This window comes from Pseudomonas sp. NFIX28 (assembly GCF_900107395.1).
GTDB lineage: Bacteria > Pseudomonadota > Gammaproteobacteria > Pseudomonadales > Pseudomonadaceae > Aquipseudomonas.
The window spans coordinates 43,458-68,931 of sequence record NZ_FNPW01000015.1; the positions used below are offsets into that span (position 1 = coordinate 43,458).

Sequence of the window (25,474 nt, forward strand, 5' to 3'; positions counted from 1 at the left end):
GCGCGCCTTATCGCAGCCTTCGGCAGCGGCTACAGGGAGAGTTTGTGCAACGTGGATATCGACGGCAGCGGCTACAGGTAGAGTTTGAACAGTTTTGTGTGCATTAGAAAAACAAGAGGCCACCCATGTCCGAAATACTCTGGCAACCCAGTGCCGAGCGCATCAGCAAGAGCCGCATGGAAGCCTTCCGGCGCCTGATCAACCATCGTTACGACCTGGCCATCGACGACTACCCCGCCCTGCACCAATGGAGCATCGAGCGGCGCGAAGACTTCTGGCAGGCCATCGTCGATTTCTTCGACGTCGAATTTCATGCGCCCCCCAGCGCGGTGCTGATCGAAGGCCGCAGCATGCCCGCCGCGCAGTGGTTTCCCGACGCCACCCTGAACTTCGCCGAACACCTGCTCAAGCGGCGTGACGACGGCGTCGCGGTGGTGGCGATCAACGAGAACGGCCAGCGCGAACAGCTGACCTACAACCAGCTGGCGGCCCAGGTCGCCGGCATGCAATATAGCCTGCGGGCGGCCGGCGTCGGCCTTGGCGACCGGGTCGCCGCCTGCATGCCCAACACCTGGCAGACCCTGGTGGGCATGCTCGCCACCGCCAGCCTCGGGGCCATCTGGTCCAGTTCCTCGCCAGACTTCGGCACCCAGGGCGTGATCGACCGCTTCGGCCAGATCGAACCCAAGGTGCTGATCACCTGCGCCGGCTACCGCTACGCCGGCAAACAGATCGACCAGACGGCCAAGGTCAACGAAATCCTCGAGCGCCTGCCGTCCCTGCAACAACTGATCATCGTGCCGTACGCGCGCCCCGAGGCCCGCGTCGAAGACTTCCGCACGCCAGCCAGCGTCACCCTGTGGGACGACTTCTACCGCCCCGGCGGCGAGCCGGCGTTCGTCCCGGTGCCCTTTGCCCACCCGCTGTACATCCTCTATTCCAGCGGCACCACCGGCGTGCCCAAATGCATCATCCACAGCACCGGCGGGGTGCTCTTGCAGCACCTCAAGGAACACGGCCTGCACACCGACCTGCACGCCGGCGAGGTGCTGTTCTACTACACCACCTGCGGCTGGATGATGTGGAACTGGCTGGTCTCCGGGCTGGCGGTGGGCGCCACGGTGCTGCTGTACGACGGCTCGCCGTTCCACCCGGCGCCCGAACACTTGATCGACCTGATCGACCAGGAAGGCATCAGCGTCTTCGGCACCAGCCCCAAATACCTGGTGGCCCTGGAAAAAGCCGGCATCCAGCCGAGCAGCAGCCACTCCCTGGCCAGCCTCAAGACGATGCTCAGCACCGGCTCGCCGCTGTCGCCGCAGAGCTTCGACTACGTGTACCGCGCGTTCAAACAGGACCTGTGCCTGGCTTCGATGTCCGGCGGCACCGATATCGTGTCCTGCTTCATCATCGGCAACCCCATGCTGCCGGTGCGCCGCGGCGAAATGCAGGGCAAGGGCCTGGGCATGGCGGTCGAGGTGTGGAATGACCAGGGCCAGGCGGTGATCGGCGAAAAGGGCGAACTGGTCTGCACCCGCCACTTCCCGGCCATGCCCATCGGCCTGTGGCACGACCCGCGGCATCAGAAACTGCACGCCTCCTATTTCAGCCAGTTCCCCGGAGTCTGGGCCCAGGGCGACTACGCCGAGCAACTGGCCCATGGCAGCTGGCTGATTCACGGCCGCTCGGACGCCGTGCTCAACCCCGGCGGCGTGCGCATCGGCACCGCGGAAATCTACCGCCAGGTAGAGAAGCTCGAAGCGGTGCTGGAAAGCCTGGCCATCGGTCAGCAATGGGATAACGACGTGCGCGTGGTGCTGTTCGTGCGCCTGCAGGACGGCGTGCAGCTGGACGACGCCCTGCAGGAACAGATCCGCCAGGTCATCCGCGCCAACACCACGCCGCGCCATGTGCCGGCGAAAATCCTCGCGGTCAGCGACATCCCGCGCACCATCAGCGGCAAGATCGTCGAGCTGGCCGTGCGCAACGTGGTGCACGGCCTGCCGGTGAAAAACACCGACGCCCTGGCCAACCCCGAGGCGCTGGAGCAGTTTCGCGATCGCCTGGAATTGCGCGACTGACCCTTGCCCCGGTAGCCGCTGCCGCAGGCTGCGAGCGACCCGCAGGGGCGCGATCTCAGGACCGCTGAAGGCCCTGCGGGCCTTTACGCAGCCTCGCAGGCTCGGCAGCGGCTACAAGGGCTGGGCGCGGTGCCAGTTGTAGCCGCTGCCGCAGGGGCCGCAAAACCGGGCGACCCGGTCCACCTGCTGGGCCGGGGAGACCGCCCTCGCACGGTCTACGCCGTCGATCGCAGCCTGCGGCAGCGGCTACAATGCCGGCGTGATGCACGCTCAGGACACCCCGACATGAACGCCTCCCCCTCCGGCAGCGAAGCCGAAACCCTGATTGCCCGGCTGGACTGGGCCGCCACGCCGCTGGGCGCGGTCGACCACTGGCCGCAGAGCCTGCGCACCGCGGTGGACATCGTGATCCATTCGCCCATGCCGATGCTGCTGTTGTGGGGCGCGCAGCTGACGCAGATCTACAACGACGGTTTCGCCCTGCTGGCCGGCAACAAGCACCCTGGCGCCTTCGGCCAATCGACGCACCTGACCTGGCCGGAACTCGAGGACTTCACCGCGCCGATCTACCAAGCCGTGCTGCAAGGCCAGGTGCGTACCTTCAGCGAAAAACCCTTCACCCTGCAGCGCCACGGCCGCGAGTCGGACGTCTGGCTGGACCTGACCTACAGCCCGATCCGCGACGAGAGCGGCGAGGTCGCCGGGATCCTCGTCACCAGCATCGAAACCAACGAGCGCCGGCGCATCGCCCTGGAGCTGGAGCAGCGCTCGGCGGCCAGCCTCAAGGCCCAGCACGAAACCGAAGAGCGCCTGCAACTGGCCCTGGCGGCGACCGACGCGGTCGGCACCTGGGACTGGGACATCGGCGACGACCGCTTTATCGCCGACGCCCACTTCGCCCAGCTACACAGCATCGACCCGGCGCTGGCCGGGCAACTGCCCATCAGCGAATACCTCAAGGGCGTGCACCCGGAAGACCGCGGCATGGTGGCGCGCAGCATCAAGCACTGCATCACCCATGGCACCGAATACGCCGAGGAATACCGCCTGCAACAGCCCGATGGGCAGATCCGCTGGGTCTTCGCCCGCGGGCGCTGCTACAAGGATCACCACGGCCGGCCGGTGCGTTTTCTCGGCGCGGCCCTGGACCTGACCGACCGCAAGCAGATGGAACAGGCGCTGCGCCAGAGCCAGACCGAGCTGCAGCTGATCATCAACGCCATGCCGGTGCTGATCGGCTACGTCGACCACGAAGAGCGCTTTCGCCTGAACAACAGCGCCTACCTCGACTGGTACGGCCTGACCCCGCAGGAGCTGTACGGGCGGACCATCCGCGAGGTGGTGGGCGATGAAATCTACGCTACCCGCGCCGACAAGATCGCCGCCGCCCTGGCCGGCAAGCCTTGCAGCTTTGAAGCCAGCTCGCCGCACCGCGACGGGCGCGCGCGGCATGCGCTGATGAAGTACCTGCCGCGCTACGGCGCCGACGGCGCGATCAATGGTTTCTACATCTTCGTGATCGACGAAACCGAGCGCAAACAGACCGAGGAAGCCCTGCGCAACCTCAACGAAACCCTGGAAGAACGCGTGGCCGAGCGCACCCAGGCGCTGGCCGCCGCCAACCAGCGCCTGCAGAGCGAGATGTTCGAGCGCGAGCGCGCCGAAAACGCCCTACGCCATGCGCAGAAGATGGAAGCCGTGGGCCAGCTCACTGGCGGCATCGCCCACGACTTCAACAACATGCTCACCGGCATCATCGGCAGCCTGGAGCTGATGCAGCGCTACATCGACGCCGACCGCAGCGCGGAGATCGGCCGGTTCACTGAAGCCGCGATGTCCTCGGCCAAGCGCGCGGCGGCCCTCACCCACCGCCTGCTGGCGTTCTCCCGGCGCCAGTCGCTGGACCGCCAGCCGCTGGAGCCGAACCAGCTGGTGCGCTCGCTGCACGACCTGTTCAACCACACCAAGGGCGAACACATCGAGCTGAAGCTGGACCTGGACGCCAACGTCTGGCCGATCAACAGTGACGCCAGCCAGCTGGAAAACGCCCTGCTCAACCTGGTGATCAACGCCCGCGACGCCATGCCCGACGGCGGCGTGCTGACCATCGAGACCGCCAACAGCTACCTCAACGGCAGCGACCTGGGCACCCTGGAGCCGGTCAAGGCCGGCGACTACGTGATGCTCGGCGTGCGCGACAACGGCACCGGCATGACCCCGCGAGTGCTGGCCAAGGCCTTCGACCCGTTCTTCACCACCAAGCCCATCGGCCAGGGCACGGGCCTGGGGCTGTCGATGATCTACGGCTTTGCCCAGCAGTCCGGCGGCCACCTGACCATCACCAGCGAACCCGGCCAGGGCACCTGCGTGCGCCTGTACTTGCCGCGCCTGCACAGCACCGCGCCGATCGACAGCACCGGGCAAACCAGCCTGGCGGCGCCCTACGCGGTGGCCGGCGAATCGGTGATGCTGGTGGAGGACGACCCGGCGGTGCGCATGCTGGTGCTCAATGTGCTGGGCGAGTTGGGCTACGCCGCCTTCGAGGCCGAGGACGCCAAGAGCGCGCTGCCGCTGCTGGAGTCCGGGCGACGCATCGACCTGCTGGTAACCGACGTCGGCCTGCCGGGCATGAACGGCCGGCAACTGGCGGAAATCGCGCGCCAGCAGCGGCCAGGGCTCAAGGTGTTGTTCATGACTGGCTACGCGGAAAAGGCCGCCGAACGCCAGGGCTTTCTCGACGCCGGCATGGACCTGATCGCCAAGCCGTTTTCCATCGAGGCGCTGGCCCAGAAGATTCGCCAGATGATCGGCCGGCAGGGCTGATTTCAGGCATAATCCGCGCCCGCCGTCCGCACCGTTCCAAGGTAATTGCCCCATGAAAGCCCAAGCCCGCCACATCCTGGTGAAAACCGCCGAAGAGGCCGAACAGCTCAAGCAACGCATCGCCAAGGGCGAAGCCTTCGACGTGCTGGCGAAGAAATACTCCACCTGCCCCTCCGGCAAACGCGGCGGCGACCTGGGCGAAGTGCGCCCGGGGCAGATGGTCGGGGCCATCGACCAGGTGATCTTCAAAAAGCCCCTGCGCACCGTGCACGGGCCGATCAAGAGCAAGTTCGGCTACCACTTGGTGCAGGTGTTCTACCGCGACTGACCGCGTCGCTCACCACGCTTCGACCACGCCCCTGTAGCCGCTGCCGAGCCAAGGCGAGGCTGCGATCGACGGCGCAGCCGGCGCAAGGGCGGTATCCCCGATTTTTCAGCTAGGTCGCGTCGCCAGGTTTTGCGGCACCTGCGGTGCCGATCGCAGCCTCGCAGGCTCGGCAGCGGCTACAGGCTGGCGTCAGGGTCTTGGGATAAGGGCCCCCGGCACCTGGATCACCCGGCTCGCCAGGCGATGCCCGGCCTCTGCCGCTTGCTGCGGGCTGCCGCCCTTCAAGCGACACGCCAGATAGGCGGCGCTGAACGAATCCCCTGCCGCCGTGGTGTCCACCACCTGCTCCACCCGCTGCGCCGGCACCTCGAACAACTCGTCGCCACAACGGATCAGGCAAGGTTCGGCGCCACGTTTGAGCACCACTTCCGGCGTGTCTGCGTAGGCCGCCAATACCGCCTGGCTGTCGGCATAACCGAACAATGCCTGCTCGTCATCCTCCGTCAGCAACGCCAGATCGACATAGGCCAGCACCTGGCGATACGCGGCCTGTGCCTGCTCCAGCGAGGCCCAGAGCCGTGGCCGATAGTTGTTGTCGAAGACGATCCACGCCCCGCGCTTGCGTGCTTCAACCAAGGTCTCGACCAACTTTTTGCGACCCAGCTCGCCGAGCACCGCCAGGGTGATGCCGCTGAAATACAGCACCGCGTAATCCGGTAGCGCCGCGAGGATCGGCTCGGCCGCCGGCGTGGTGAAACAGTCGCGCACCGCCGCTTCGTTGCGCCAATAGAGAAAGCGCCGCTCGCCCCGGGCGTCGGTCTGGATGCAATACAACCCGGGCAAGCGCCCTGGCAGGCGCTGGACCAGGCCCAGGCCGATGCCTTCCTCGGCCCAGCTCTGGCACATCGCATCGCTGAAACTGTCGTCGCCCAGGGCGGTGACATAGTCGACATGGGCGCCCTCGCCCAATTCACGGGCCAGGTACACCGCGGTGTTCAGGGTGTCGCCGCCGAAGCTCTGTTGCAGGCTGCCGTCGGCGCGGTGTTGCAGTTCGATCATGCATTCGCCGATCAGGGCGATGCGTTTCCCGGTGGTGAAGGTGTTCATGGTGGAGGTGTCTCTGACGATTTTTTGTTGTTGGAAAGGACGTCTTCGCGGGCAAGCCTCGCGCCTACAAGGTTGGTGTCGTTTCCCATATCCGTAGGAGCGAGGCTTGCCCGCGATCACCTGCGCAGCAGGTGCCAGGCCTGCCTCAGAAACAGGTCTCCATGCTCTCCAGCACATCCAGCCGCTCATCCACCAGCAACCCGGTGCGCCACTTGTCGAAGGTCAAACACGGGTGCGAAGTGCCAAAAGAAATAATGTCCCCCACCCGCAACTCAACCCCCGGCGCCACCGTCATGAACGCATGCTGGTCCATCACCGCCGTGACCTTGCAGGCGCTCACATCATCGCCCTTGGCCGGCAGCACACCCGGCTTATAGCGCAACAACGGCACCGGCAAGCCGGCGTCGTAAGCCACGTCGCGCTTGCCCAGGGCGATCACCGCGAACCCCGGCTCCGGCAGGGACTGCACATGGGCCCAGACTTCCAGCGCCGGGCGCAGGCCTTCGTGCAGGTCGCTGCGGCGGTCGAGCACACAGCATTGCGCCTCTTTATAGATGCCATGGTCGTGGGCCACGTAACTGCCGGGGCGCAGCACGCTGAGGAAACGCCCCTGGGCGTTCTGCGCCTCGAAGGACTCGGCGATCAGGTCATACCAGGCCGACCCCGAGGCGGTGATGATCGGCCGGTCGATGGCGAACAGCCCGTCGTCCTGCAACTGCACCGCCAGGCGCACCAGGGACGCGGCAAACTCCCGAATGCCAGTCACCGCATGATCGCCATGGATCACCCCTTCGTAGCCCTCGATGCCGCACAAGGCCAGGGCCGGCTGCGCCTGGATCGCCTTTGCCAGCGCCAGCACTTCCTGCTCGCTGCGGCAACCGCAGCGGCCGCCGACCACGCCGTACTCGATCATCACGTTCAGGCGCACCCCGCGCGCGGCGAAGAACTGCCCGAGGTCGGCGACGTTGTCCGGGTGATCGACCATGCAATAGAAATCGAACGTCGGGTCGGCCAGCAGCTCGGCGATCAGCCCCATGTTCGGCGTGCCCACCAGCTGGTTGGCCATCAGCACCCGGCGCACGCCGTGGGCGTAGGCCGCGCGGGTCTGCACCGCGGTGGCCAGGGTGATGCCCCAGGCGCCCGCCTCCAACTGCCGGCGGAACAGCGCCGGGGTCATGCTGGTCTTGCCGTGGGGCGCCAGCTTGGCGCCGCTGTCGCTGACGAACTTTTGCATCCAGCGGATGTTGTGTTCCAGCGCCGCGCGGTGCAGCACCAGGGCCGGCAAGCTGACGTCGCGCACCAGGCTGACGCCGGGCTGGGCGGCGCCCTTTTCCACCAGCGCATGTTCCACCGCGGCATTGATCAAGGCAGAAGACATATTCGAACTCCTTATGGCGCAGCCACTGGGCCGGCGTTAATCGTTGATGCGACGGGCCAGGTTATTCGCGCTGTCGATCAGCACCCGGCGGTAGTCGGCGTAATTGTTCTGGGCATCGGCCCGTGGCGCGACGATGCACAGGGTGCAAATGCACACCCCGCGCTCGTCCCGCACCGGCGCGGCGAAGCAGTGGGTAAAGGTGTCGGCCACGCTGTCGAAGGAAAAGAAACCGTCCTCGGTGGCCTGGCGGATTTCCTTGAGGAAAGTCGCCACCGGCAGGCGCTCACCGTTGGGAAGAATGAAGTCGCGCTCGTCGATCAACTCGACAATCTGCTCATCGCTCAAATGCCCCAGCAGCAGCCGCCCGGAAGCGGTCCAGGGAATCGGCGCGTTCTCGCCGATATTCGAGGAAATGCGGAAATGCCGCTCGCCCTCCTTCATCAGCGCCACCGTGTATTTGCGCCCGTTGAGCAGGCACATCTGCGCGGTCTCGCGGGTCTGGCTGACGATCTCCTGCAAGGCCGAGTCGGCCTCGCGGGTCAGGTCGAAATGGCGCAGATGGGCCTGCCCCAGGAAGTACAACTGCCGGCCCAGGTACACATGCCCGTCCTGGCCCACCGGCTCGAGAACCCGCCGCTCCAGCAAGGACGCCACCAGCTCGTACACCGTGGACTTGGGGCTGCCGATGCCCTTGGCGATATCGTTGGGCCGCAGCGGCTGGCCGATCTCCTTGAGGAAATCGAGAATATCGAACGCCCGGTCCAACCCCTTGGCTCGGCGCTTGATGGTGTCTTCGGTCATATCTGTGCCATTTCCTACAAATCACGAAATTCCCGGCGCGCCCAAAATCCGGCATTGCCCCTATCCCTGTAGCCGCTGCCGAGCCTTAGCGAGGCTGCGATCGACCGCAACGCGGGCGCATGGATCTCAAAATCGCCGCGTCCCCTTCGGGACCGATCGCAGCCTCGCCAAAGCTCGGCAGCGGCTACAGGTCCGCGTCAGGCCTTCTTCTTGTAAGCCACGCAATCGATCTCCACCTTGCAATCCACCATCATGCTGGCCTGCACACAGGCCCGCGCCGGCGCATGCTCCGGCTTGAAATACTCCCCGAACACCTTGTTGAAACTCCAGAAATCCCGCGGATCCTCCAACCACACCCCAACCCGCACCACATCCTCCAGCCCGTACCCCGCCTCCTCCAGAATCGCCACCACATTGCGCATCGTCTGATGGGTCTGCTCAACGATCCCGCCATGAATAATTTCGCCATCCAGTGCCGGCACCTGGCCGGACACATACAACCAGCCATTGGCCTCAACGGCACGAGCGAAAGGACGAGGCTGGCCACCGCCGGCGGTGCTGCCGGTGCCGTAGCGAGTGATGCTCATGGGTGTTTCTCCTGATTGAAAAATGAATGGGTTGAAAACCTGGGTTTCTCTGAGACCGGACCAAATGCAGAGCCTAGCCTTCCAACAGCTACTGCTTGGCACCAGCGCTCTGCCAATTGCTATCCGCTCCCTGAAAATCCAGCAGTGCATAGGTACTGCTCCTGCCCAAAACCAAACTCCCGCACGGCAACACATCCTGAATAACATTCAGAACCGCCATCACAGAAACACACGCTCTTAACCAGAAAGATTCATGACTCATAACAAGCACTCTCGAATAACACTTTATCCGCTATAACGGAATAAAAAGCGTAGTAACAGAATAATTACTAAAGAGTGTGCCATGGGAAGTCGAGGAGAGAAATAGGAGGATGGGAAAAATCTTGGCCATCAAGGGAATTATGGTTGTATTCCGGAGGGGGATACGATAGGGACGGGATTTGTAGGGATCAACACAGTGCAATAGAGGCCCTGCTCGATAATACTCGCTCTTTTAGAATCTTAGATTTTAGATTAGAAAACACACCCGACCTAAGAACATTCACTCCTACTCCAGAAAGCAAGTACTCACTGCCTCATCTAATTTAATAGATCAAGGCAGCTCAACAGAAATTACGAAAAATAAAAACTCACCAACTACTCCCTCAAACCTCAAATATTTCATACCAAACAGAATCAGCCGCAGCTTTTTCTATTTCCATCGCACTGCTCTCGTATAACATCTTCACCGTAAAGCTTGTAGCCGGAACACCATGGCGTTCAAAAATTGACATCCCAACTCCTACTTGACAGACATGTTTATCAAATCTTAAATATCGATCATGAGCAAATCGCTTAAACTTTAACGTTTCCATAGACATCAACTTCAACCTTGATATCTTTTGCGCTAAAGGCGACGAGCCCATCACATATTTAGTAAAATAATTACAGACCTCATCATGCCTTGCACTGCCCTTAGCATCGCCATCCGAGAGAATTGTAATATTAAATTTCCTGCCAAGCGGGAGCATCTCTATAAATTTAACTATGCTGCTTTTACTATAGCCGCACTGCAGATCCCTAACAACACTTTCAAAAACATATCTATCAGAAATATATATCTTATTTTGACGCCTTACAAAGCCTTCAAATTTTTTCATCCAGACATCATTTATGTCTGCCCCATACCTGATATCCGTTATAGAACTTTCCCTAGATGCTTTGAAATTTTGCGACTCCGTAATAGAGCCAACACCAACCATTTCAAACAAAGTACTAGGACATTGCCTGAGCGTTTTATCATTATCGCAAATAACAGCACTCAAGGTGTCTTCCGCCACGGCCGTTTCAAAAAAACAGAAAAGCTCACATGCATTTTGAAAGGTAGAATATGAGTCGCACTGCCCCCAGCTATTTTCAGACTGATATTTAGAGTTGGCTGTAAAAGCCCCAACCCACCGCTGATGGAATTTTGGCGGGAGCTTCTTAATAGACTGAAGATAAGATGCTGCAGCACCGTCTGGCATTACTAAGACACCATACCTCTTCCAATAATCTATTATTGTGTCATGCACAGCACAAAATGACTCATCCTTCAATAAACCGGCTTCGAAAACACTTTCATCAAGATAAAAATCAGTCAACATGATTACAATCCAAAGGTTTCTTTAAAGCGCTCTTCAAAAAAACCCTCAGGCCATTCGACCAGAAAGTCCCCATCATCATCCATAGGAATCTCTATTATCTGAGCACCCGACTTAGTCGGCTGAACATATATCACCGAAACATCCGAAGGTGCTATTTCTTTCTGCCTAATCTTATTCTGCATTCTAAGCATTAAAGACTCACTATGAGTCTCTATAATCCATTGATTCGTTTTACTCGTCTCGATAAAAAAGTTCGCAAGGTGAGCTTGAAGCCTCGGATGCAAATGTATCTCAGGTTGTTCGACACATATAGTACTTTCACCCCTAACTATCCCTTCAACAATGATAGGCAACAGTTGGCCAATTCCAAAGCCGACATCCGAAGGCCCAACAACAACATCTGTCCTAAGGTCCTTTAACTGCAGACAAATTACTGAACCAGTAACAGCCGAACCAATGCTTTCCGCAGTCAACGTGTAAGGAATTTCAAAATTAGAAAACCACTCATTAATCTTCCCCGTTATATCCGGAGATTTTTCATATATAAATCTTGCTGTATTTTCACCCTGCTTACCTACAGAGCCACTCTGATCACCTTTCGGAGCATAAAATCTACTAGGATGACTTCTTAGAGGCCCCAAGTAAGTAATAGAATTAAATGCCTCCTGAATCTCCTTAGCAACTATAGTTACTAAATTATTCATTAGCGCGGCACCAAAGCCACTTTCAATTTTATCCTTTATCGTTACAGAAGATGGTGTAGCATAGTTAAGATCACTGCGAAAACTTACATCATTCAGACCTTTAACTATCTCTTTATGGTAGTCCTTAGATATACCCTTCATCCTAGAAAAAAAAGAGAAAATAGAGTCCCTACTTTCAGCAGTTGTAAAATGAAATCCTCGTGCGTGCTTCAGCCTTTGTGTTTTCTCTGCATTCTCCCTACTAATAAGATCCGACCGCAAATTTAGCTCAAAGGCATTATTTTTATCGTCACCATATGAGGTCTTTATATTACTTAAGTATGTAAATTCTTCATTCTTGCTTTTCTTACCCTTACCAGAAAGCATGTAAGTTAATTCATGAGTCGCTATCTGCCCTTTAGATCCTTTCGGTAGAGAAACTGATCCGGCGAACCAATCATGCCTGAACACATTTGACAAAGTGGAATAAGAATATGAGAACTTCATTTCACTATCAACGCTGTGATTATGCGCCATTGCTGCGTAATCACCCAAATCAACGTACTCACCATTTGAGACCAAACCACCTTGCTCACTTGGGCGAGTAAGCGACTGCTTCAACAACATCAAACTCTGTATCAGAGAGCTTTTACCTGATGAGTTAGGTCCATATATTAGAGTTATAGGCGCAAGCTTAACACTTTGTTTTGCCGAGAAACTTTTGAAATTCTCAACACTCAACATGTGAAACATGTCGAACTCCTGAATATCCTTAGAAAACACTATAAGCAACTAGACCAATTGGTCTATTGCTCTCGACTTCCTGATAAGCGACCAAGCAATCGAAAAAGCAAGAAATTGATAACCATCAGTCTTCTTGCATATCAACTCCAGACATTAGAACCAGAATTAGAAGCGAAGAAAACACGCGACATTCCGCAACAGCATATAGTGCACATATTCTGCATGATCAAAAATTCCCTTTTCATAACAGCATCCACTCAGGTGATGGCCAGTTGCCAAATGTGAATCCCTGTCCGCAACCTGTCAAGTGCAAGGGGGGAGCCATCCTGATACACACAATCATACTAATAACCATTTCATATGCACCTCAATCGTATTTATGCAGGCAATCCATCCACTTGCGCACGTCCCTCTCCCCCCCCTATAGTTCGCTAGTCGCTGCAAATTCAGCGACCTGACTTGGCCGTCAGCATTCCCGTAGCGCACAGGCGCTCACCATCCGAAAGGCAAGCGCTTTTTTTGCGCCTGCACGTTCGTGTTATGGCGACTGTGCGTGGGACACCTTCGGGTGTGCCGGGATGCTTCGGGCCCGGTCGGCCAACCCGCGTACAGTTGCCACCCTCCTTCGCTTGGCCGCGAACGGTGGTAACTCCCGAAGTTATGGAGTGTTACCCAATGGATTACCAAGCGTTTAGCTCCTCCAACACCACCGACCACCCTGTCGCCTTTATCAACCCTCAAGCTCCTTTGCTTGACCTGCTGACCTACGCCGGCCTGCGCATCCGTGCAGCCCGGGACATGCTGGACAGCGTGTCTGGCATGACCAGCCGCAACACCGACGACCTCGACCTGATGCGCTTCTCCAGCGTGGCAACCTTGTTGTTGCAGGACGGATGCGATGTGTTGCACGTGGTTGAACAACGGGCGATGGAGCTGCCAGAGCCTTAAACCACCGCGCCTAGCCTTTGCTCTTGCTGTGCTTTGGCTTTGGCTTTGGCTTTGGCTTTGGCTTTGGCTTTGGCTTTGGCTTTGGCTTTTTTTTTTGATCTTGATCCACCCGCCCCATCGGGAGGCCGAGTGGAGGTTCTGCGCAGTGGGCAACTCGGCAGGGATGCCGAGTTAGCCGCCCCAGGCCATGGATGGCCTGTGGCGGCGGCCCACGGAGCAGGACCGGAGCGAGGGAACCTGAGCGCAGCGAAGGCCGTACGCAGGGGCAAGCGTTTTTGCTTACTTTTTGCTGGGCCGGCATTCCGGCGTCTGAAAAAAGTGAGTCGCCGTAAGGGCGAAACCATAAGCCGCCATAACCGCAGGAATGGATATGTACCCCGTCCAAAAAAATACAGCGCCAGAGCGGGCGTCATCGCGGGCAATCGAGCGTCGACCGGCCGCTCCTACGGCAGCCGACAAAACGTGACTCGCCGTAAGGGCGAAACCGTAAGCCGCCGTGACCGCAGGAACGGATATGTACGCCGTCCGAAAAATGCAGCGCCAGCTAAGACGCCATCGCGGGCAAGCCTCGCTCCTACAAAACCGGCAAACCAAAACCGGGCTACCCTGCACGCTCTGAACCCACTCTCACCCAAGGAAGGACCACCCATGACCCGTGCCATTACCCTCATCAGCGAAAACTTCGCCGACTGGGAAACCGCCCTGATCAACGCCACCGGTCGTAGTTTTTACGGCTTCGATTGCCGTTACGCCGCCCCCCAAGGCGCCCCCGTCACCTCCATGGGCGGCCTGCGGGTCACCCCGGACCTGGGCCTGGAAAACCTCGACCTCGATGACGTCGATCTGTTGATGGTCTGTGGCGGCACGATCTGGCAGAGCCGCCAGGCGCCCGATATCAGCGATCTGCTGCAAGCGGCCCGGGAAAGAAACATCGTCCTCGCCGGCATCTGCGACGGCACCCGGGTGCTAGCCCAAGCCGGGGTGTTGGACCATGTGCGGCATACCTCCAACTCGGCGCAAAACCTGCTGGCGGTGAATTACCGCGGCGCCGCTCACTATCAGGATGTGCCTTATGCCGTGGCCAACCAGCGGGTGATCACCGCCCCCGGCAGCGCACCGGTCAGTTTTATGGCGGAGATTTTGCGCACCCTGGGCATCTGCGATGAAAACCTCACCGCCTATATCGGAATGCATGCGGCTGAGCACAGCAAGGCTGTGTGAACTGAGGGGCAACGAGGGGTCGGTCACCGGCCATCACGGGCGAGCGTCGACCGGCCACTCCTACAAGTCAGCGGTACAAGCCATCGCCCGACCCCATCAATCAGATCGCGGATTCAGGTCTGACGGGCGCAAGCGCCCGATCGCAGCCTGCGGCAGCGACTACAGGATTCGCGGTGTTACCTATGTGCTTGAACGAATCTGTTACCCCTGTGGGTGAACTCGGTAGGGTTTAGGGACTGGCATCAACGCTATCGCGAACAAAGCCCGCACCTGTCAGTGACAACCAATAAACAGTGCCAGCCCCTCTATCGCAGGCTCCCCCAACAAACGAGCAATAAGCCTTGCCTGGTTTGGCGTCAGCTCCGACTCACCCACCAGGCCCTCAAGAGAGGACCACCCCATGATCTCAAGCACGGAGGGCTCCAACTCTTTCTGGACCACTTTTTTATATTGCAACAAATCATCTTCGTTCGGTTCTGGGAAAAAGCCCGTAATTCGCAGGTACATGATGCTGGTGTCTCTCCCATTACTTGATCGTCTTTTTTCCTTGATTTGCTGGCTTGGCTTTTGGCTCATCGGGTACGTAGCCGCTCATCCATGCATGTCCTTTTCCGGGCTGATTCTGACCAGACAGCACGCTACTGAAAGCTGACGCTCCAGGCTTTAAGGCCATCGCCCTTCCCCACGCATTATTGCAATCCCCGCAACAGCTCATTTCAAATGATAGCTAGCTAACTATCTTCGCTTCTGATTACCCTTCTGACCTCCAGCCAAAAACTGTCCGAAGGCCCTAGGCCAGCCATTACGAGCCAACGGACAGCCCCCGACTCCCCCGATGAGGTCACCCATGGAACCAGGCAGTTATCAATTGAGCATGAGCGTGCTCATGACGCCCGACAAAGCCAATTTCTCCGGCAACGTGCACGGCGGCGCCCTGCTCAAGCTGCTCGACGAGGTGGCCTTCGCCTGTGCCAAGCGCTATGCCGGTCGCTATGTGGTCACGCTGTCGGTGGATCAGGTGATCTTCAAGGAGCCGATCCATGTCGGCGAATTGGTGACCTTCCTCGCCTCGGTCAATTACACCGGGCGTACCTCGATGGAGGTCGGGGTCAAGGTGATGACCGAGAACATTTACGAACGCACGGTGCGCCACACCAACAGCTGCTACTTCACCATGGTCGCCGTCGACCCCGACGGGCGTCCGCATCCGGTGCGCGCCTTCGTGCCGGAAACCGCCATCGAACAACGCCGCTACGCCCAGGGTTTGCTGCGCAAACAGCAGCGCCAGGAGCTGCAGGAGCGCTATCGGCAGATCCGCAACGCGGATTGAGCCCACCCTACCCGCCTGAACCCATGCCTCGCGATTTGCCCAAGGAACGACCATGAAGATATCGCTGCTCAGTCGCTACGCGACCCTGACCCTCTGCCTTGCCCTTACCTTGTTCGGCCTGCTGTTCTGGCCCGCCAGCCTCTGGGGCCAGGGGGTGATTATCCTGGCCGGGGTGCTCAGCCTGGTCGGCCTCAACGACCTGCTGCAAAGCCACCATGCGGTGCGCCGCAACTACCCGATCATCGGCAATATTCGCTACCTGATCGAGTCGATTCGCCCGGAGATCCGCCAGTACCTGCTGGAAGGCGACGACGAGAAGCTGCCCTTCTCTCGCTCGCAGCGTTCGATGGTCTACGCCCGCGCCAAGAACCAGCCCGCGGAAAAGGCCTTTGGCACCCTGGCCGACGTCTATCAGCCCGGCTTCGAGTTCATCAGCCACTCCATGGTCCCGGCCGATGCCTGCGACCCCAGCCAGTTCCGCGTGGTGGTCGGCGGGCCGGATTGCCTGCAGCCTTACAGCGCCTCGGTGTTCAACATTTCGGCCATGAGCTTCGGCGCACTGAGCGCCAACGCCATCCGCGCCCTGAACAAAGGCGCCCGGCTCGGCGGCTTCGCCCACGACACCGGGGAAGGCAGCATCAGCCCCTATCACCAGGAATTCGCCGGCGACTTGATCTGGGAAATCGGCAGCGGCTATTTCGGTTGCCGGACCCTGGACGGCCGTTTCGATGCCCAGCGCTTCTCCGAGCAGGCCAGCCATCCGCAAGTGAAGATGATCGAAATCAAGCTCAGCCAGGGCGCCAAGCCCGGCCATGGCGGCATCCTGCCCAAGCACAAGGTCACCGCCGAAATCGCCAAGACCCGTGGCGTGCAGATGGGCCATGACTGCGTGTCGCCGGCGCGGCACTCGGAGTTCAGCACGCCCATGCAACTGCTGGAGTTCATCGTCAAGCTGCGCAACCTGTCCGGCGGCAAGCCGGTGGGCTTCAAGTTCTGCGTGGGTCATCCCTGGGAGTTCATGGCCATCGTCAAGGCCATGCTCGAGACCGGCATCCAGCCAGACTTTATCGTGGTTGACGGCAAGGAAGGCGGCACCGGCGCCGCGCCTCGCGAGTTCACCGACAACATCGGCATGCCCATGCGCGAGGGCCTGCTGTTCGTGCATAACACCCTGGTCGGCGCCGGCCTGCGTTCGCAGATCAAGCTGGGCGCCAGCGGCAAAGTGGTCAGCGCGTTCGACATCGCCAGCGTGCTGACCATCGGCGCCGATTGGGTCAACGCCGCGCGCGGCTTCATGTTCGCCATCGGCTGCATCCAGTCGCAAAGCTGCCACACCAACAAATGTCCCACCGGCGTCGCCACCCAGGACCCGCTGCGCCAGAAAGCGTTGCAGGTCACGGACAAGGCCGAGCGGGTACACAACTTCCATCGCAACACCCTGGTCGCCCTCGGCGAGATGCTCAGCGCCGCCGGCCTCGACCACCCCGCGCAGCTGCAAGCCAAGCACCTGGTACGGCGCATGACCACCACCGAGGTCCGGTTGTTCTCGCAGATCCATGTGTTCCTCGAACCCGGCGAGCTGTTGCAACGCCCCATCAGTTCGGAGTTCTACGCACGCATGTGGAACATGGCCCAACCCCACAGCTTCGCGCCACTGGTTGTGGCTACGCCCGCCAGGATTGAGCGGCTGACGCCGGCTTAGTTTTTGAAGGACGCGGTGGCCGCTCGCGCTGGATGATGGGTATCAGGTCCAGGGTTGAAGGGTGGCGGCTGCCGGCGTCAGCGCATTCCAGAAGTCAGATCGTGACGGGCGCAAGCGCCCGATCGCAGCCTGCGGCAGCGGCTACAGGGGCCACAGACCATTGCGCGGATAGTTTGAGCTTCTCCTGGCTGACTAACGCTTCCTAGCTTGCTGATAGACACTCCCCCGCTCCCGCTTGCCCACGGCAATGACCGTCACCACCAACACCTCATCCACCACCCGATACACCAGGCGGTAGCCCGCCGTACGCAATTTGATTTTGTAGGCATTGCCCAAACCGCTCAGGCGATCAGCCGGAACATGGGGGTTGACGAGTCGTTCCTGCAGCTTCTTCTTGAATTGCTCTTTCAGCGTGGGGCCCAGCTTTTGCCATTCCTTCCAGGCTTTCTCGGAGAACTCCAGCTCATAAGTCATCGAGCGAAACCTTGATGGTCGGATCATTCTCTCGCTCACGGCACAAGGCGAGCAGCTCCATATCCTCCAGACGCTCCATCATCGCTTCATATTCCTTGGCCGGAACGCAATAAAACGCCGGTTCATTGCGATTGAGAATGGCCACGGAGGAACCACCACCGGCCGCAACGGTGCCCATGGGGTTTTTCTTGAGCTCGGAAATGCTCGCGACGACATTGGACAGAAGAACATGGGTCATGGAGTGCTCTCACGAGTGCTGTTAAGAGCACTCAAAATAGCACTTTTTCGTAGGCAAGTACCTTGAGAGCAGACGAGAAGTGTCAGGGAACGAGCGCTAGCGGAAGAATTCTCCAGGCGTGGCATCGAACTGCTGGCGGAACGCCGCGATAAAGGCCGAGGTCGAGTCGTAGCCGCAGGCCAGCGCCACGTCCGTCACCCGTTCGCCTTTCTCCAGCGGCGTCAGTGCGCCCAGCAGCCGCAGGCGCTGGCGCCAGGCGCGGAAGGTCAGGCCGGTGTCCTGCAGGAACAGGCGGCTCAGGGTTTTCTCCGCCACGCCCAGCTTCTCGCTCCACTGCCCCAGGGTGGTCGGCTGGTCCGGGTGCGCTTGCAGGCTGCGGTAGATCTGCCGCAGGCGCGGGTCCTGGGGCAGCGGCAGCATCAGGTCCAGCTGCGGAGCGGCGGCCAGCTGGTCCAGCAGGACCTGGGCCAGGCGCCCGTCGGCGCCGTCTTCGGCGTATTCCACCGGCAGCTCGCTGAAAGTGCGGATCAACTCGCGCAGCAGGTTACTCACCGCCAGCACCTGGCAGCTTTCGCCGGCCCAGGCGGTGACGCGGCAATCCAGGTACAGGCTGCGCATTTCGGTACGCGGCGAGCTGAACACCTTGTGCGGCATGCCGGCGGGAATCCACACCGCACGTTGTGGCGGGGCAATGAAACGCCCGGCGCTGGTCTGCACTTCCAGCACGCCCTGGATGGCGTAGGACAATTGCACCCAGGGGTGGCTGTGGCGCCGGGTCAGCGCCCGATTAGGCAGCGATTCGGTGCGGCCGTACACCGGTCGAGGCAGGCTCGGTAGACCGGGAATACTGCGTTGGACGATCTTTTCATGTCCTTTAGGCGGCATTTACTGGCTCATTGGCGTTAGTCGGCAGTCGATCATCACGTTAGAGTCGGCCAACCGCTCTGGCAACCCTTGGATGGTCCCATTATGAGTCGCTCACGTCTTTTGCCCGACAATTTCACCCTGACCCTGATTGGCGTAGTGGTGCTGGCCAGCTTTCTGCCCGTCAACGGCCAGGCGGCGCAGGGTTTTGGCTGGCTGACCAACGCCGCCATCGCCCTGCTGTTTTTCCTCCACGGCGCCAAGCTGTCGCGCGAGGCGATCATTGCCGGGGCCGGCCATTGGCGCCTGCACCTGCTGATCTTCAGCCTGACCTTCGTGCTGTTCCCGCTGCTGGGCCTGGCGCTCAAGCCGCTGCTGTCGCCGCTGATCGGTAACGATCTGTACCTGGGCATGCTCTACCTCTGCGCCTTACCCGCCACCGTACAGTCGGCGATTGCCTTCACCTCGCTGGCGCGGGGCAACGTGCCGGCGGCGATCTGTAGCGCCGCGGCGTCCAGCCTGTTCGGGATCTTCCTCACGCCGTTGCTGGTGACCCTGTTGCTGAATGTGCACGGCGACTCCGGCTCGACCATGGATGCCATCATCAAGATCAGCCTGCAATTGCTGTTGCCCTTCATTGTCGGGCAGATCGCCCGCCGCTGGATCGGCGCCTGGGTGGGCCGCAACAAGAACTGGCTGAAATTCGTCGACCAGGGCTCGATCCTGCTGGTGGTCTACGGCGCCTTCAGCAAGGCGGTGAACGAAGGCATCTGGCAACAGATTCCGTTGTGGAACCTGGGCGGGCTGGTGCTGGCCTGCGGCGTGCTGCTGGCGCTGGCACTGCTGACCTCCAGCCTGCTGAGCAAGCTCTTGGGCTTCAACCAGGAAGACCGCATCACCATCCTGTTCTGCGGCTCGAAGAAAAGCCTGGCCACCGGCGTGCCCATGGCCCAGGTGCTGTTCGCCGGCAGCACCATCGGCGTGCTGATCCTGCCACTGATGCTGTTCCACCAGATCCAGCTGATGGTCTGCGCCATGCTGGCCCAGCGTTACGCCAGACGCCCCGAGTCGGTGCCGGAGCTGATGGCGCAGGTCGATCCCTGAAGCACTGGAACACTTTCTGTAGAAGCGAGCCTGCTCGCGATCAGACAACCAGCCAGGCCCGGATGAAACATGACATCCGGGCTTTTGTTGGGGGCGGCAAATCGATAGCATAACGCCATCTTTTGCGTCGCCCGACGATCCTACATGGAAGTTTTTATGCGTTTTCTGCTCGAGCTTAGCTCTGCGCTTCTTTCTGCTGATTGCCACATCAAACAGCAACTTCCTACTGCGTTTTCCCTGCCATTAAAAATGGTCACCGCTGTCCTTGAGCCTGTTCAGGTGCGGACGCCATGACGATTACTGCAGACAGGAAACTTCAACACTACCTGCCATTAAGCTCCGTCGAGCAAAAACTGCTGGCCTACGGCACAACAGGAGCACGGTTCAGCATTGCTACCGAAAGGCCTGTAGCGGGCACGATTGAAAATACTATTCGTGCCCGTTTCCTGCGGTTCCTGATCCTTGGTGGCGACGATAAAAACCCGATCAATCTAAATGGCTTGCATGTCGAAGGCGCGTTTATTCAAGGCTCTTTGAACCTCAATTCAGCCGTGATCGCCACTAATGTCAGCTTGACCCACTGTTTATGCAACGAAGAGATACGCCTCGAAAATACGGTGATCGATGGCTGGCTTGATTTAAGCAGCAGCCAGTTTTCCGGTGTCGAGGCTCAATCTCTCTGCGTACATTCGTCGCTTCATATGAAAGCATTTCACTCCAAAGGCACCGTTTGCCTGATGGGGGCGAAAGTCGCGGGATCACTGGTATTCAGTGGGGCGCTGCTCGACGGCCAGGGAAAGAACGCGCTGGAGGCTGACCGTTGTGTGATTGACGCCAACATTGTCTTTGACAAGGACTTCAAGTCTTTGGGCGAAGTGCGATTAAACAGCGCGACGATGAAAGGCTTGAAGTGCTCTGATTGCACCTTTACCGCCACCACCGGCATTGCCTTGAACGCAGACAAAGCTCGTGTAAGAGGCAGTGTATTTTTTTCCAGTGGCTTCCACTCCATAGGCACGGTACGCCTCACAGCTGCCCGGATCGACGGGCAATTGAGCTTGAAAGGTTCGCATCATCTGGATGGCAACGGCGGCTTTTCCTTGCTCGCGCAAAACATGGTCGTCGGTAGAACCCTGATGCTCACAAATCTGCAAAATCCTTTGCAGAACGCCGCTTTCAGCGGCTCTCACGTCCGAACCTTGAGCGACGACTCAAAGACCTGGGGCAAGGAGCTGGGCCTTAACGGTTTTACCTATGATTTCTTGACCACCGACTCTCCCTTGAGGGCCAAGGAGCGTATCGCCTGGCTCGACTCACAGCTGCCAGCCAGTACCGGCGACGACGGCCTTAAAGGCTCCGAAAGTGGGTTCCTGCCGCAGCCCTGGCTCCAGCTCAAACACGTCTTTGAAAAGATGGGCCACTTCGAGGAGGCTCGGGAAGTAGGCATCGCTTTCGAGAAACGCCTACGCAAGGTCGGCATGGTTGGCCACCGCACGGCCAACTGGATATGGGGCACCCGCTGGCTCGGCAAAGTCCCCCACGTTCTCTACGGCGCCCTCACCGGCTACGGCTACCGCCCCATGCGCCTGCTGGCCTGGATCCTCGGCATCTGGTTGCTGTTCACCAGCGTCTACTGGTACGCCGCCGTCAATCACAAGGTTTTCGCCCCCAGCAACCCGCTGGTGTTCCAGAACGAGGCCTACGCCAGTTGTACCCCGGAGCATGGCGAGGCCTGGAAGGCGCAGCACCCTAAACAGGACCTGCCTTCCGATATTGGCAACTGGTACACCTGCAAGGCCCTGCGCGGCGAATACACCGGCTTCAGCCCCGGCGCCTACTCACTGGACATCCTGCTATCACTGGTCGACCTGCAGCAGGAGAAGGACTGGGGGCCGATCACACCCACGCCCTTCCCCGGCTATTGGGATGAACTGAAGAACCTTGAATGGGGCCACGGCATCCGTCTGCTGATCTGGCTGGAAACCCTCATCGGCTGGGGCATCAGCCTGTTGCTGGTGGCGATCGTCTCCGGCCTGACTCGGCGCAAGGAATAAGCGTCTATACCCGCACGGGCCTCGAACGGGGCCCCGTCCGACACCCTTCACCGTACAAACAAGGAAGCTTCACATGAGCGCCATCGGCAATTTTCTCTGGTTTATCCTCGGCGGTATTTTCATGGGCCTGTGCTGGTGGCTGTGGGGGCTGCTGGCCTTTATCAGCATCGTCGGCATTCCCTGGGGCCGGGCCTGTTTCGTCATCGGCAGCTTCTCGTTCTTTCCGTTCGGCAAGGAAGCGATCAGCCGTCGCGAGCTGAACAACAAGGACGATATCGGCACCAGCGGCCTGGGAGTGATCGGCAACGTGCTGTGGTTCGTATTCGGCGGGATCTGGCTGGCGCTGGGGCATGTGATGTCGGCGCTGCTGTGCTTTATCACCATTATCGGCATTCCCTTCGGCATCCAGCACCTGAAGCTGGCGGGCATCGCCCTGGCCCCGATCGGCAAGACCATCGTGCGCAAGGAAGTCGCCGCCGCGGCGCGCACCTTCAACGCCCAGGACGCGGCGCTGAAACAGCGTCAGCCTGGCTGAGCCAAGGCTGACAGGCCGCTGTAACAGGCACCCCCATACGGGTCAGGGTTCTGTACCGTTCCCCGTAACCCCGCCGTTCGACGATGCAGGCACTCAGGGTGCCAGCGCCTTGATCGGCGGGTCCTGGTAGCTCTCATCGATCTCGATTCCGGCGGCACGCAGCTGCTCTTCCACCCCTCGCCGTGTCTCCCGGTCCCTGGCCAGCTTGGCGGGCATTAGCTCCTTCCAGCGCGGTCGCTCGTTCTCCTCGAAACTGGACAACCAGAAATCGTATTCGCTCTGGAACTGCAGGGTGGTCAGGCAGGTGGCTCGCTCCATGGGCGCCTGCTGGTCATCCCAACACCAGGACCAGACATGCAGGTAGGCGTCGTCCCGATGGAAGTACCAACTGTAGAAAGACTTGTCGTGCAGCCAGCGCTCGAGCGGTATCGGGTAGTCCGGGTCGAGCCAGGGATGGTTGAGCATGGAGTGGCCCAGCACATTGTCGCCAGAAGGAATCTTGTCGGCCTGGGAGCCGGAAACCCGCGGGTTCGAAGGTAGGTAGTAACGCTTCCAGCCGGCGCTCTTGAGCTCGGCGATACGCTGGAGGATGAAGGCTTGTTGCTCGGCGTAGGAGCTTTTGTCCGGCAGGCCTCGCAGCTTGATGTCGATATTGCCGACCCTGTCTCCCAGGTCCTCGTCGATCACCGTACTGATGTCCGAGACCTGTTCGATCCTGAGCCCATGCTCGCCACCGCCGATCAGGACGACCGGCAGGTTCTTGTCGTTGCTGGAGCGCTCGATTTCGTACCAGCACATCCTCACGGGTTTCAGGCAGTCTTTGGAAAACGGCAGCGGGCTGCGGGCGAGCACCTGGGCGATGGGTTCATACAGGGCTATTTCCACCACCGGGTGCGCCACTGCGGGTGCCGCATCCTGGCCATCACAACCACCGAGCAACGCCAGGGTGAGCAGGCAGAAGCCACCCATGACAGCCCTGCCGCGTACAGCCCCCGTGCGAACCTTGCGCATACTTCTCTTCCATCCATTGAACAAGCGGGCGGCGATGGTGCAGGAATAGACGCAAGGCTTCAACAGCGGCGACCGCCCCCCAGGCAACTGGCCAACCTCGGCTATTCGCCCTCGGGCCTGAGCAACACCCGCGTCACCCGCCGCTCTTCCACCGCCACCACTTGCAGCGTCCAGCCCTGCCATTGCAGCTGGTCGCCAATGATCGGCAAGCGGTCCAGCAGGCTCATCACCAGCCCCGCCAGGGTTTGGTAATCGGCGGTGGGTTCGGCGTGAAAACCCATGCGCTGGCGAATCTGCGTCAGGTTCAAGGCTCCGCTGACCATGAAGCCGCCCTGCTCTTCGACAATGTCCGGGCCTTCGATTTCGCTGGCGTCGGGCAGCTCGCCAGCGATGGATTCGAGGATGTCGGTCATGCTCAGCACGCCGACGAAGTCGCCGAATTCGTTGATCACAAAGGCGATGTGGGTCGAAGCCTTGCGCATCTGTTCCAGGGCGTTGAGGATCGAGAAGCTGTCCAGCAGGTTGATCGCCGTGCGCGCCAGGTGCTCCAGGTTCGGCTCGTTGCCGGCCAGGTATTCCTTGAGCAGTTCCTTCTTGTGTACGAAGCCCAGCGGCTCCTCCACCGCGCCGTCGCGAATCAGCGGCAGGCGCGAGTAGGACGAATGCATCAGCTTGTTGCGGATGGCCTCGGCATCGGCGGCCAGGTCGATGTAGTCGACGTCGGCACGCACCGTCATCAGGCTGCGGATCGGTCGCTCGGCCAGTTGCAGCACGCCGCTGATCATCACCCGCTCACGGCGGTCGAACAGCTCGGTGCTTGGCGCCTCGCCATTGTCCAGCAGGTCGACGATCTCTTCGCCCACCTCCTCCACCGCCAGCTGGCGACCGCCCAGCAGGCGCATCACCGCGTGGGCCGTGCGTTCGCGTATCGGTCGCAGGCTCTGCACAGACTTTTTGCGCCGGGCCCGGGCGATCTGGTTGAACAGCTCGATCAGGATCGAGAAGCCAATGGCCGCGTACAGGTAGCCTTTCGGGATATGGAAGCCCAGGCCTTCGGCGGTCAGGGCAAAACCGATCATCATCAAGAAGCCCAGGCACAGCATGATGACCGTCGGGTGGGCGTTGACGAAGCGGGTCAGTGGCTTGCTGGCGACGATCATCAGGCCGATGGAAATGATCACCGCAATCATCATCACCGCCAGCTCGTCGACCATGCCCACGGCGGTGATCACCGCGTCCAGGGAGAACACCGCGTCGAGCACCACGATCTGCGCCACGATCGGCCAGAACAGCGCGTAAGCGGCATTGCCGGTGCGCTGGCTGACATGGCCCTCCAGGCGTTCATGCAACTCCATGGTGGCCTTGAACAACAGGAACACACCGCCAAACAGCATGATCAGGTCACGGCCGGAGAAGCTCTTGCCGAACACCTCGAACAGCGGCGCGGTCAGGGTCACCAACCAGGAAATGCTCGCCAGCAGGCCCAGGCGCATGATCAGCGCCAGGGACAGGCCGATGATCCGCGCGCGGTCGCGCTGGTGCGGCGGCAGCTTGTCCGCGAGGATCGCGATAAACACCAGGTTGTCGATCCCCAGCACCAGCTCCAGCACAATCAGGGTCAACAGGCCAAGCCAGGCCGTGGGGTCCATTATCCATTCCATAAAAACGACTCTATCTCTCCAGTGAATTCAGGCAGCCGGGCGCGGCAAGGCAAGGGCAACAGGCCGTTGAACGGCGAACACGGGCCAGCGCCCAACGGTCGTGAAGACCGGCGGCGAGCGGCGAAAAACAGCAAGTTCGGGGTAACGGCCGCGCCTTATGACTGATAGAAGGCGC

At 60.1% G+C, this 25,474-nt stretch carries 23 protein-coding genes; 11 read left to right on the forward strand and 12 right to left on the reverse strand.

The window, feature by feature from the left end:
- Positions 1 to 125: 125 nt before the first annotated feature.
- The 3 genes from BLV20_RS24515 to BLV20_RS24525 all read left to right on the forward strand — a co-directional run bounded on the left by BLV20_RS24515 (position 126) and on the right by BLV20_RS24525 (position 5,232).
- Complete coding sequence (locus BLV20_RS24515) at positions 126 to 2,081, forward strand: acetoacetate--CoA ligase (RefSeq protein WP_092305012.1); 1,956 nt, start codon at positions 126 to 128, stop codon at positions 2,079 to 2,081.
- Positions 2,082 to 2,366: 285 nt separating this feature from the next.
- A complete protein-coding gene (locus BLV20_RS24520) occupies positions 2,367 to 4,904 on the forward strand; it encodes a PAS domain-containing sensor histidine kinase (RefSeq protein WP_092305013.1) in 2,538 nt (845 codons plus the stop codon).
- Between the two features lie 52 nt (positions 4,905 to 4,956).
- Positions 4,957 to 5,232, forward strand: coding sequence for a peptidylprolyl isomerase (locus tag BLV20_RS24525; protein ID WP_007932676.1), 276 nt, complete (start codon positions 4,957 to 4,959; stop codon positions 5,230 to 5,232).
- Between the two features lie 189 nt (positions 5,233 to 5,421).
- Here the strand turns inward: BLV20_RS24525 and BLV20_RS24530 are convergent, their stop codons facing one another.
- From BLV20_RS24530 to BLV20_RS24550, 6 genes are all read right to left on the reverse strand, one after another.
- Entirely contained in the window at positions 5,422 to 6,339 is a 918-nt protein-coding gene (locus BLV20_RS24530; RefSeq protein ID WP_092305014.1) for a sugar kinase, read from the reverse strand.
- A gap of 145 nt (positions 6,340 to 6,484) precedes the next feature.
- A complete protein-coding gene (locus tag BLV20_RS24535; RefSeq protein ID WP_371914338.1) occupies positions 6,485 to 7,717 on the reverse strand; it encodes an amino acid deaminase in 1,233 nt (410 codons plus the stop codon).
- A 36-nt stretch (positions 7,718 to 7,753) separates the two neighbouring features.
- On the reverse strand, positions 7,754 to 8,518 hold the full coding sequence (locus tag BLV20_RS24540; RefSeq protein ID WP_092305015.1) for an IclR family transcriptional regulator: 765 nt from the start codon (positions 8,516 to 8,518) through the stop codon (positions 7,754 to 7,756).
- A gap of 197 nt (positions 8,519 to 8,715) precedes the next feature.
- On the reverse strand, positions 8,716 to 9,105 hold the full coding sequence (locus tag BLV20_RS24545) for a RidA family protein (RefSeq protein ID WP_092305016.1): 390 nt from the start codon (positions 9,103 to 9,105) through the stop codon (positions 8,716 to 8,718).
- Between the two features lie 644 nt (positions 9,106 to 9,749).
- A complete protein-coding gene (locus BLV20_RS31150) occupies positions 9,750 to 10,730 on the reverse strand; it encodes a hypothetical protein (RefSeq protein ID WP_139192739.1) in 981 nt (326 codons plus the stop codon).
- A 2-nt stretch (positions 10,731 to 10,732) separates the two neighbouring features.
- On the reverse strand, positions 10,733 to 12,166 hold the full coding sequence (locus BLV20_RS24550) for a DUF3696 domain-containing protein (RefSeq protein WP_092305127.1): 1,434 nt from the start codon (positions 12,164 to 12,166) through the stop codon (positions 10,733 to 10,735).
- Between the two features lie 666 nt (positions 12,167 to 12,832).
- Here BLV20_RS24550 and BLV20_RS24555 point away from each other — a divergent pair.
- Both BLV20_RS24555 and BLV20_RS24565 read left to right on the forward strand, forming a co-directional pair.
- Positions 12,833 to 13,105: a hypothetical protein gene (locus BLV20_RS24555; RefSeq protein WP_092305017.1), complete on the forward strand. Its 273-nt coding sequence runs from the start codon at positions 12,833 to 12,835 to the stop codon at positions 13,103 to 13,105.
- A gap of 648 nt (positions 13,106 to 13,753) precedes the next feature.
- Entirely contained in the window at positions 13,754 to 14,326 is a 573-nt protein-coding gene (locus BLV20_RS24565) for a type 1 glutamine amidotransferase family protein (RefSeq protein ID WP_092305019.1), read from the forward strand.
- A gap of 273 nt (positions 14,327 to 14,599) precedes the next feature.
- Here BLV20_RS24565 and BLV20_RS24570 read toward each other — a convergent pair whose 3' ends face one another.
- Entirely contained in the window at positions 14,600 to 14,902 is a 303-nt protein-coding gene (locus BLV20_RS24570) for a pyocin S6 family toxin immunity protein (RefSeq protein WP_256577869.1), read from the reverse strand.
- A 271-nt stretch (positions 14,903 to 15,173) separates the two neighbouring features.
- On the opposite strand from BLV20_RS24570, the gene BLV20_RS24575 reads away from it, so the two are divergent.
- Positions 15,174 to 15,656 (forward strand): acyl-CoA thioesterase, encoded by a 483-nt coding sequence (locus tag BLV20_RS24575; protein ID WP_092305020.1) that lies wholly within the window; start codon positions 15,174 to 15,176, stop codon positions 15,654 to 15,656.
- A gap of 52 nt (positions 15,657 to 15,708) precedes the next feature.
- A complete protein-coding gene (locus BLV20_RS24580; RefSeq protein WP_092305021.1) occupies positions 15,709 to 17,358 on the forward strand; it encodes an FMN-binding glutamate synthase family protein in 1,650 nt (549 codons plus the stop codon).
- Between the two features lie 192 nt (positions 17,359 to 17,550).
- Here BLV20_RS24580 and BLV20_RS24585 read toward each other — a convergent pair whose 3' ends face one another.
- From BLV20_RS24585 to BLV20_RS24595, 3 genes are all read right to left on the reverse strand, one after another.
- Positions 17,551 to 17,832, reverse strand: a complete 282-nt coding sequence (locus tag BLV20_RS24585; protein ID WP_007930524.1) for a type II toxin-antitoxin system RelE family toxin — start codon at positions 17,830 to 17,832, stop codon at positions 17,551 to 17,553.
- Positions 17,822 to 18,070 (reverse strand): type II toxin-antitoxin system Phd/YefM family antitoxin, encoded by a 249-nt coding sequence (locus BLV20_RS24590; protein WP_009044432.1) that lies wholly within the window; start codon positions 18,068 to 18,070, stop codon positions 17,822 to 17,824. Before BLV20_RS24590 ends, BLV20_RS24585 begins: the two co-directional genes overlap by 11 nt.
- Positions 18,071 to 18,166: 96 nt before the next feature.
- Positions 18,167 to 18,955, reverse strand: a complete 789-nt coding sequence (locus BLV20_RS24595) for an AraC family transcriptional regulator (RefSeq protein WP_092305022.1) — start codon at positions 18,953 to 18,955, stop codon at positions 18,167 to 18,169.
- A gap of 84 nt (positions 18,956 to 19,039) precedes the next feature.
- Here BLV20_RS24595 and BLV20_RS24600 point away from each other — a divergent pair, with 84 nt between their 5' ends.
- From BLV20_RS24600 to BLV20_RS24610, 4 genes are all read left to right on the forward strand, one after another.
- Positions 19,040 to 20,038 carry a bile acid:sodium symporter family protein gene (locus tag BLV20_RS24600; protein ID WP_092305023.1) on the forward strand — a complete coding sequence of 333 codons (999 nt, stop codon included), beginning with the start codon at positions 19,040 to 19,042 and terminating at the stop codon, positions 20,036 to 20,038.
- A gap of 156 nt (positions 20,039 to 20,194) precedes the next feature.
- Positions 20,195 to 20,332, forward strand: coding sequence for a hypothetical protein (locus BLV20_RS31510; protein ID WP_175540259.1), 138 nt, complete (start codon positions 20,195 to 20,197; stop codon positions 20,330 to 20,332).
- Positions 20,329 to 22,092, forward strand: coding sequence for a hypothetical protein (locus BLV20_RS24605; RefSeq protein WP_092305024.1), 1,764 nt, complete (start codon positions 20,329 to 20,331; stop codon positions 22,090 to 22,092). Before BLV20_RS31510 ends, BLV20_RS24605 begins: the two co-directional genes overlap by 4 nt.
- 73 nt (positions 22,093 to 22,165) lie before the next feature.
- Entirely contained in the window at positions 22,166 to 22,627 is a 462-nt protein-coding gene (locus tag BLV20_RS24610) for a YccF domain-containing protein (protein ID WP_092305025.1), read from the forward strand.
- A gap of 93 nt (positions 22,628 to 22,720) precedes the next feature.
- On the opposite strand, the gene BLV20_RS24615 is transcribed toward BLV20_RS24610, so the two are convergent.
- On the reverse strand, positions 22,721 to 23,638 hold the full coding sequence (locus tag BLV20_RS24615; protein WP_092305026.1) for a hypothetical protein: 918 nt from the start codon (positions 23,636 to 23,638) through the stop codon (positions 22,721 to 22,723).
- 101 nt (positions 23,639 to 23,739) lie between these two features.
- On the reverse strand, positions 23,740 to 25,299 hold the full coding sequence (locus tag BLV20_RS24620; protein ID WP_092305027.1) for a TerC family protein: 1,560 nt from the start codon (positions 25,297 to 25,299) through the stop codon (positions 23,740 to 23,742).
- Between the last annotated feature and the right edge of the window lie 175 nt (positions 25,300 to 25,474).

Coding starts and splice junctions, on each gene's coding strand:
- BLV20_RS24600 (WP_092305023.1), top strand. CDS start 19,040: ATGAGTCGCTCACGTCTTTTGCCCGACAATTTCACCCTGACCCTGATT.
- BLV20_RS24540 (WP_092305015.1), bottom strand. CDS start 8,518: ATGACCGAAGACACCATCAAGCGCCGAGCCAAGGGGTTGGACCGGGCG.
- BLV20_RS24585 (WP_007930524.1), bottom strand. CDS start 17,832: ATGACTTATGAGCTGGAGTTCTCCGAGAAAGCCTGGAAGGAATGGCAA.
- BLV20_RS24605 (WP_092305024.1), top strand. CDS start 20,329: ATGACGATTACTGCAGACAGGAAACTTCAACACTACCTGCCATTAAGC.
- BLV20_RS24550 (WP_092305127.1), bottom strand. CDS start 12,166: ATGTTTCACATGTTGAGTGTTGAGAATTTCAAAAGTTTCTCGGCAAAA.
- BLV20_RS24610 (WP_092305025.1), top strand. CDS start 22,166: ATGAGCGCCATCGGCAATTTTCTCTGGTTTATCCTCGGCGGTATTTTC.
- BLV20_RS24590 (WP_009044432.1), bottom strand. CDS start 18,070: ATGACCCATGTTCTTCTGTCCAATGTCGTCGCGAGCATTTCCGAGCTC.
- BLV20_RS24515 (WP_092305012.1), top strand. CDS start 126: ATGTCCGAAATACTCTGGCAACCCAGTGCCGAGCGCATCAGCAAGAGC.
- BLV20_RS24570 (WP_256577869.1), bottom strand. CDS start 14,902: ATGAGCCAAAAGCCAAGCCAGCAAATCAAGGAAAAAAGACGATCAAGT.
- BLV20_RS24615 (WP_092305026.1), bottom strand. CDS start 23,638: ATGCGCAAGGTTCGCACGGGGGCTGTACGCGGCAGGGCTGTCATGGGT.
- BLV20_RS24530 (WP_092305014.1), bottom strand. CDS start 6,339: ATGAACACCTTCACCACCGGGAAACGCATCGCCCTGATCGGCGAATGC.
- BLV20_RS31510 (WP_175540259.1), top strand. CDS start 20,195: ATGCGTTTTCTGCTCGAGCTTAGCTCTGCGCTTCTTTCTGCTGATTGC.
- BLV20_RS24575 (WP_092305020.1), top strand. CDS start 15,174: ATGGAACCAGGCAGTTATCAATTGAGCATGAGCGTGCTCATGACGCCC.
- BLV20_RS24520 (WP_092305013.1), top strand. CDS start 2,367: ATGAACGCCTCCCCCTCCGGCAGCGAAGCCGAAACCCTGATTGCCCGG.
- BLV20_RS24595 (WP_092305022.1), bottom strand. CDS start 18,955: ATGCCGCCTAAAGGACATGAAAAGATCGTCCAACGCAGTATTCCCGGT.
- BLV20_RS24545 (WP_092305016.1), bottom strand. CDS start 9,105: ATGAGCATCACTCGCTACGGCACCGGCAGCACCGCCGGCGGTGGCCAG.
- BLV20_RS24555 (WP_092305017.1), top strand. CDS start 12,833: ATGGATTACCAAGCGTTTAGCTCCTCCAACACCACCGACCACCCTGTC.
- BLV20_RS24620 (WP_092305027.1), bottom strand. CDS start 25,299: ATGGAATGGATAATGGACCCCACGGCCTGGCTTGGCCTGTTGACCCTG.
- BLV20_RS24535 (WP_371914338.1), bottom strand. CDS start 7,717: ATGTCTTCTGCCTTGATCAATGCCGCGGTGGAACATGCGCTGGTGGAA.
- BLV20_RS24565 (WP_092305019.1), top strand. CDS start 13,754: ATGACCCGTGCCATTACCCTCATCAGCGAAAACTTCGCCGACTGGGAA.
- BLV20_RS24525 (WP_007932676.1), top strand. CDS start 4,957: ATGAAAGCCCAAGCCCGCCACATCCTGGTGAAAACCGCCGAAGAGGCC.
- BLV20_RS24580 (WP_092305021.1), top strand. CDS start 15,709: ATGAAGATATCGCTGCTCAGTCGCTACGCGACCCTGACCCTCTGCCTT.
- BLV20_RS31150 (WP_139192739.1), bottom strand. CDS start 10,730: ATGTTGACTGATTTTTATCTTGATGAAAGTGTTTTCGAAGCCGGTTTA.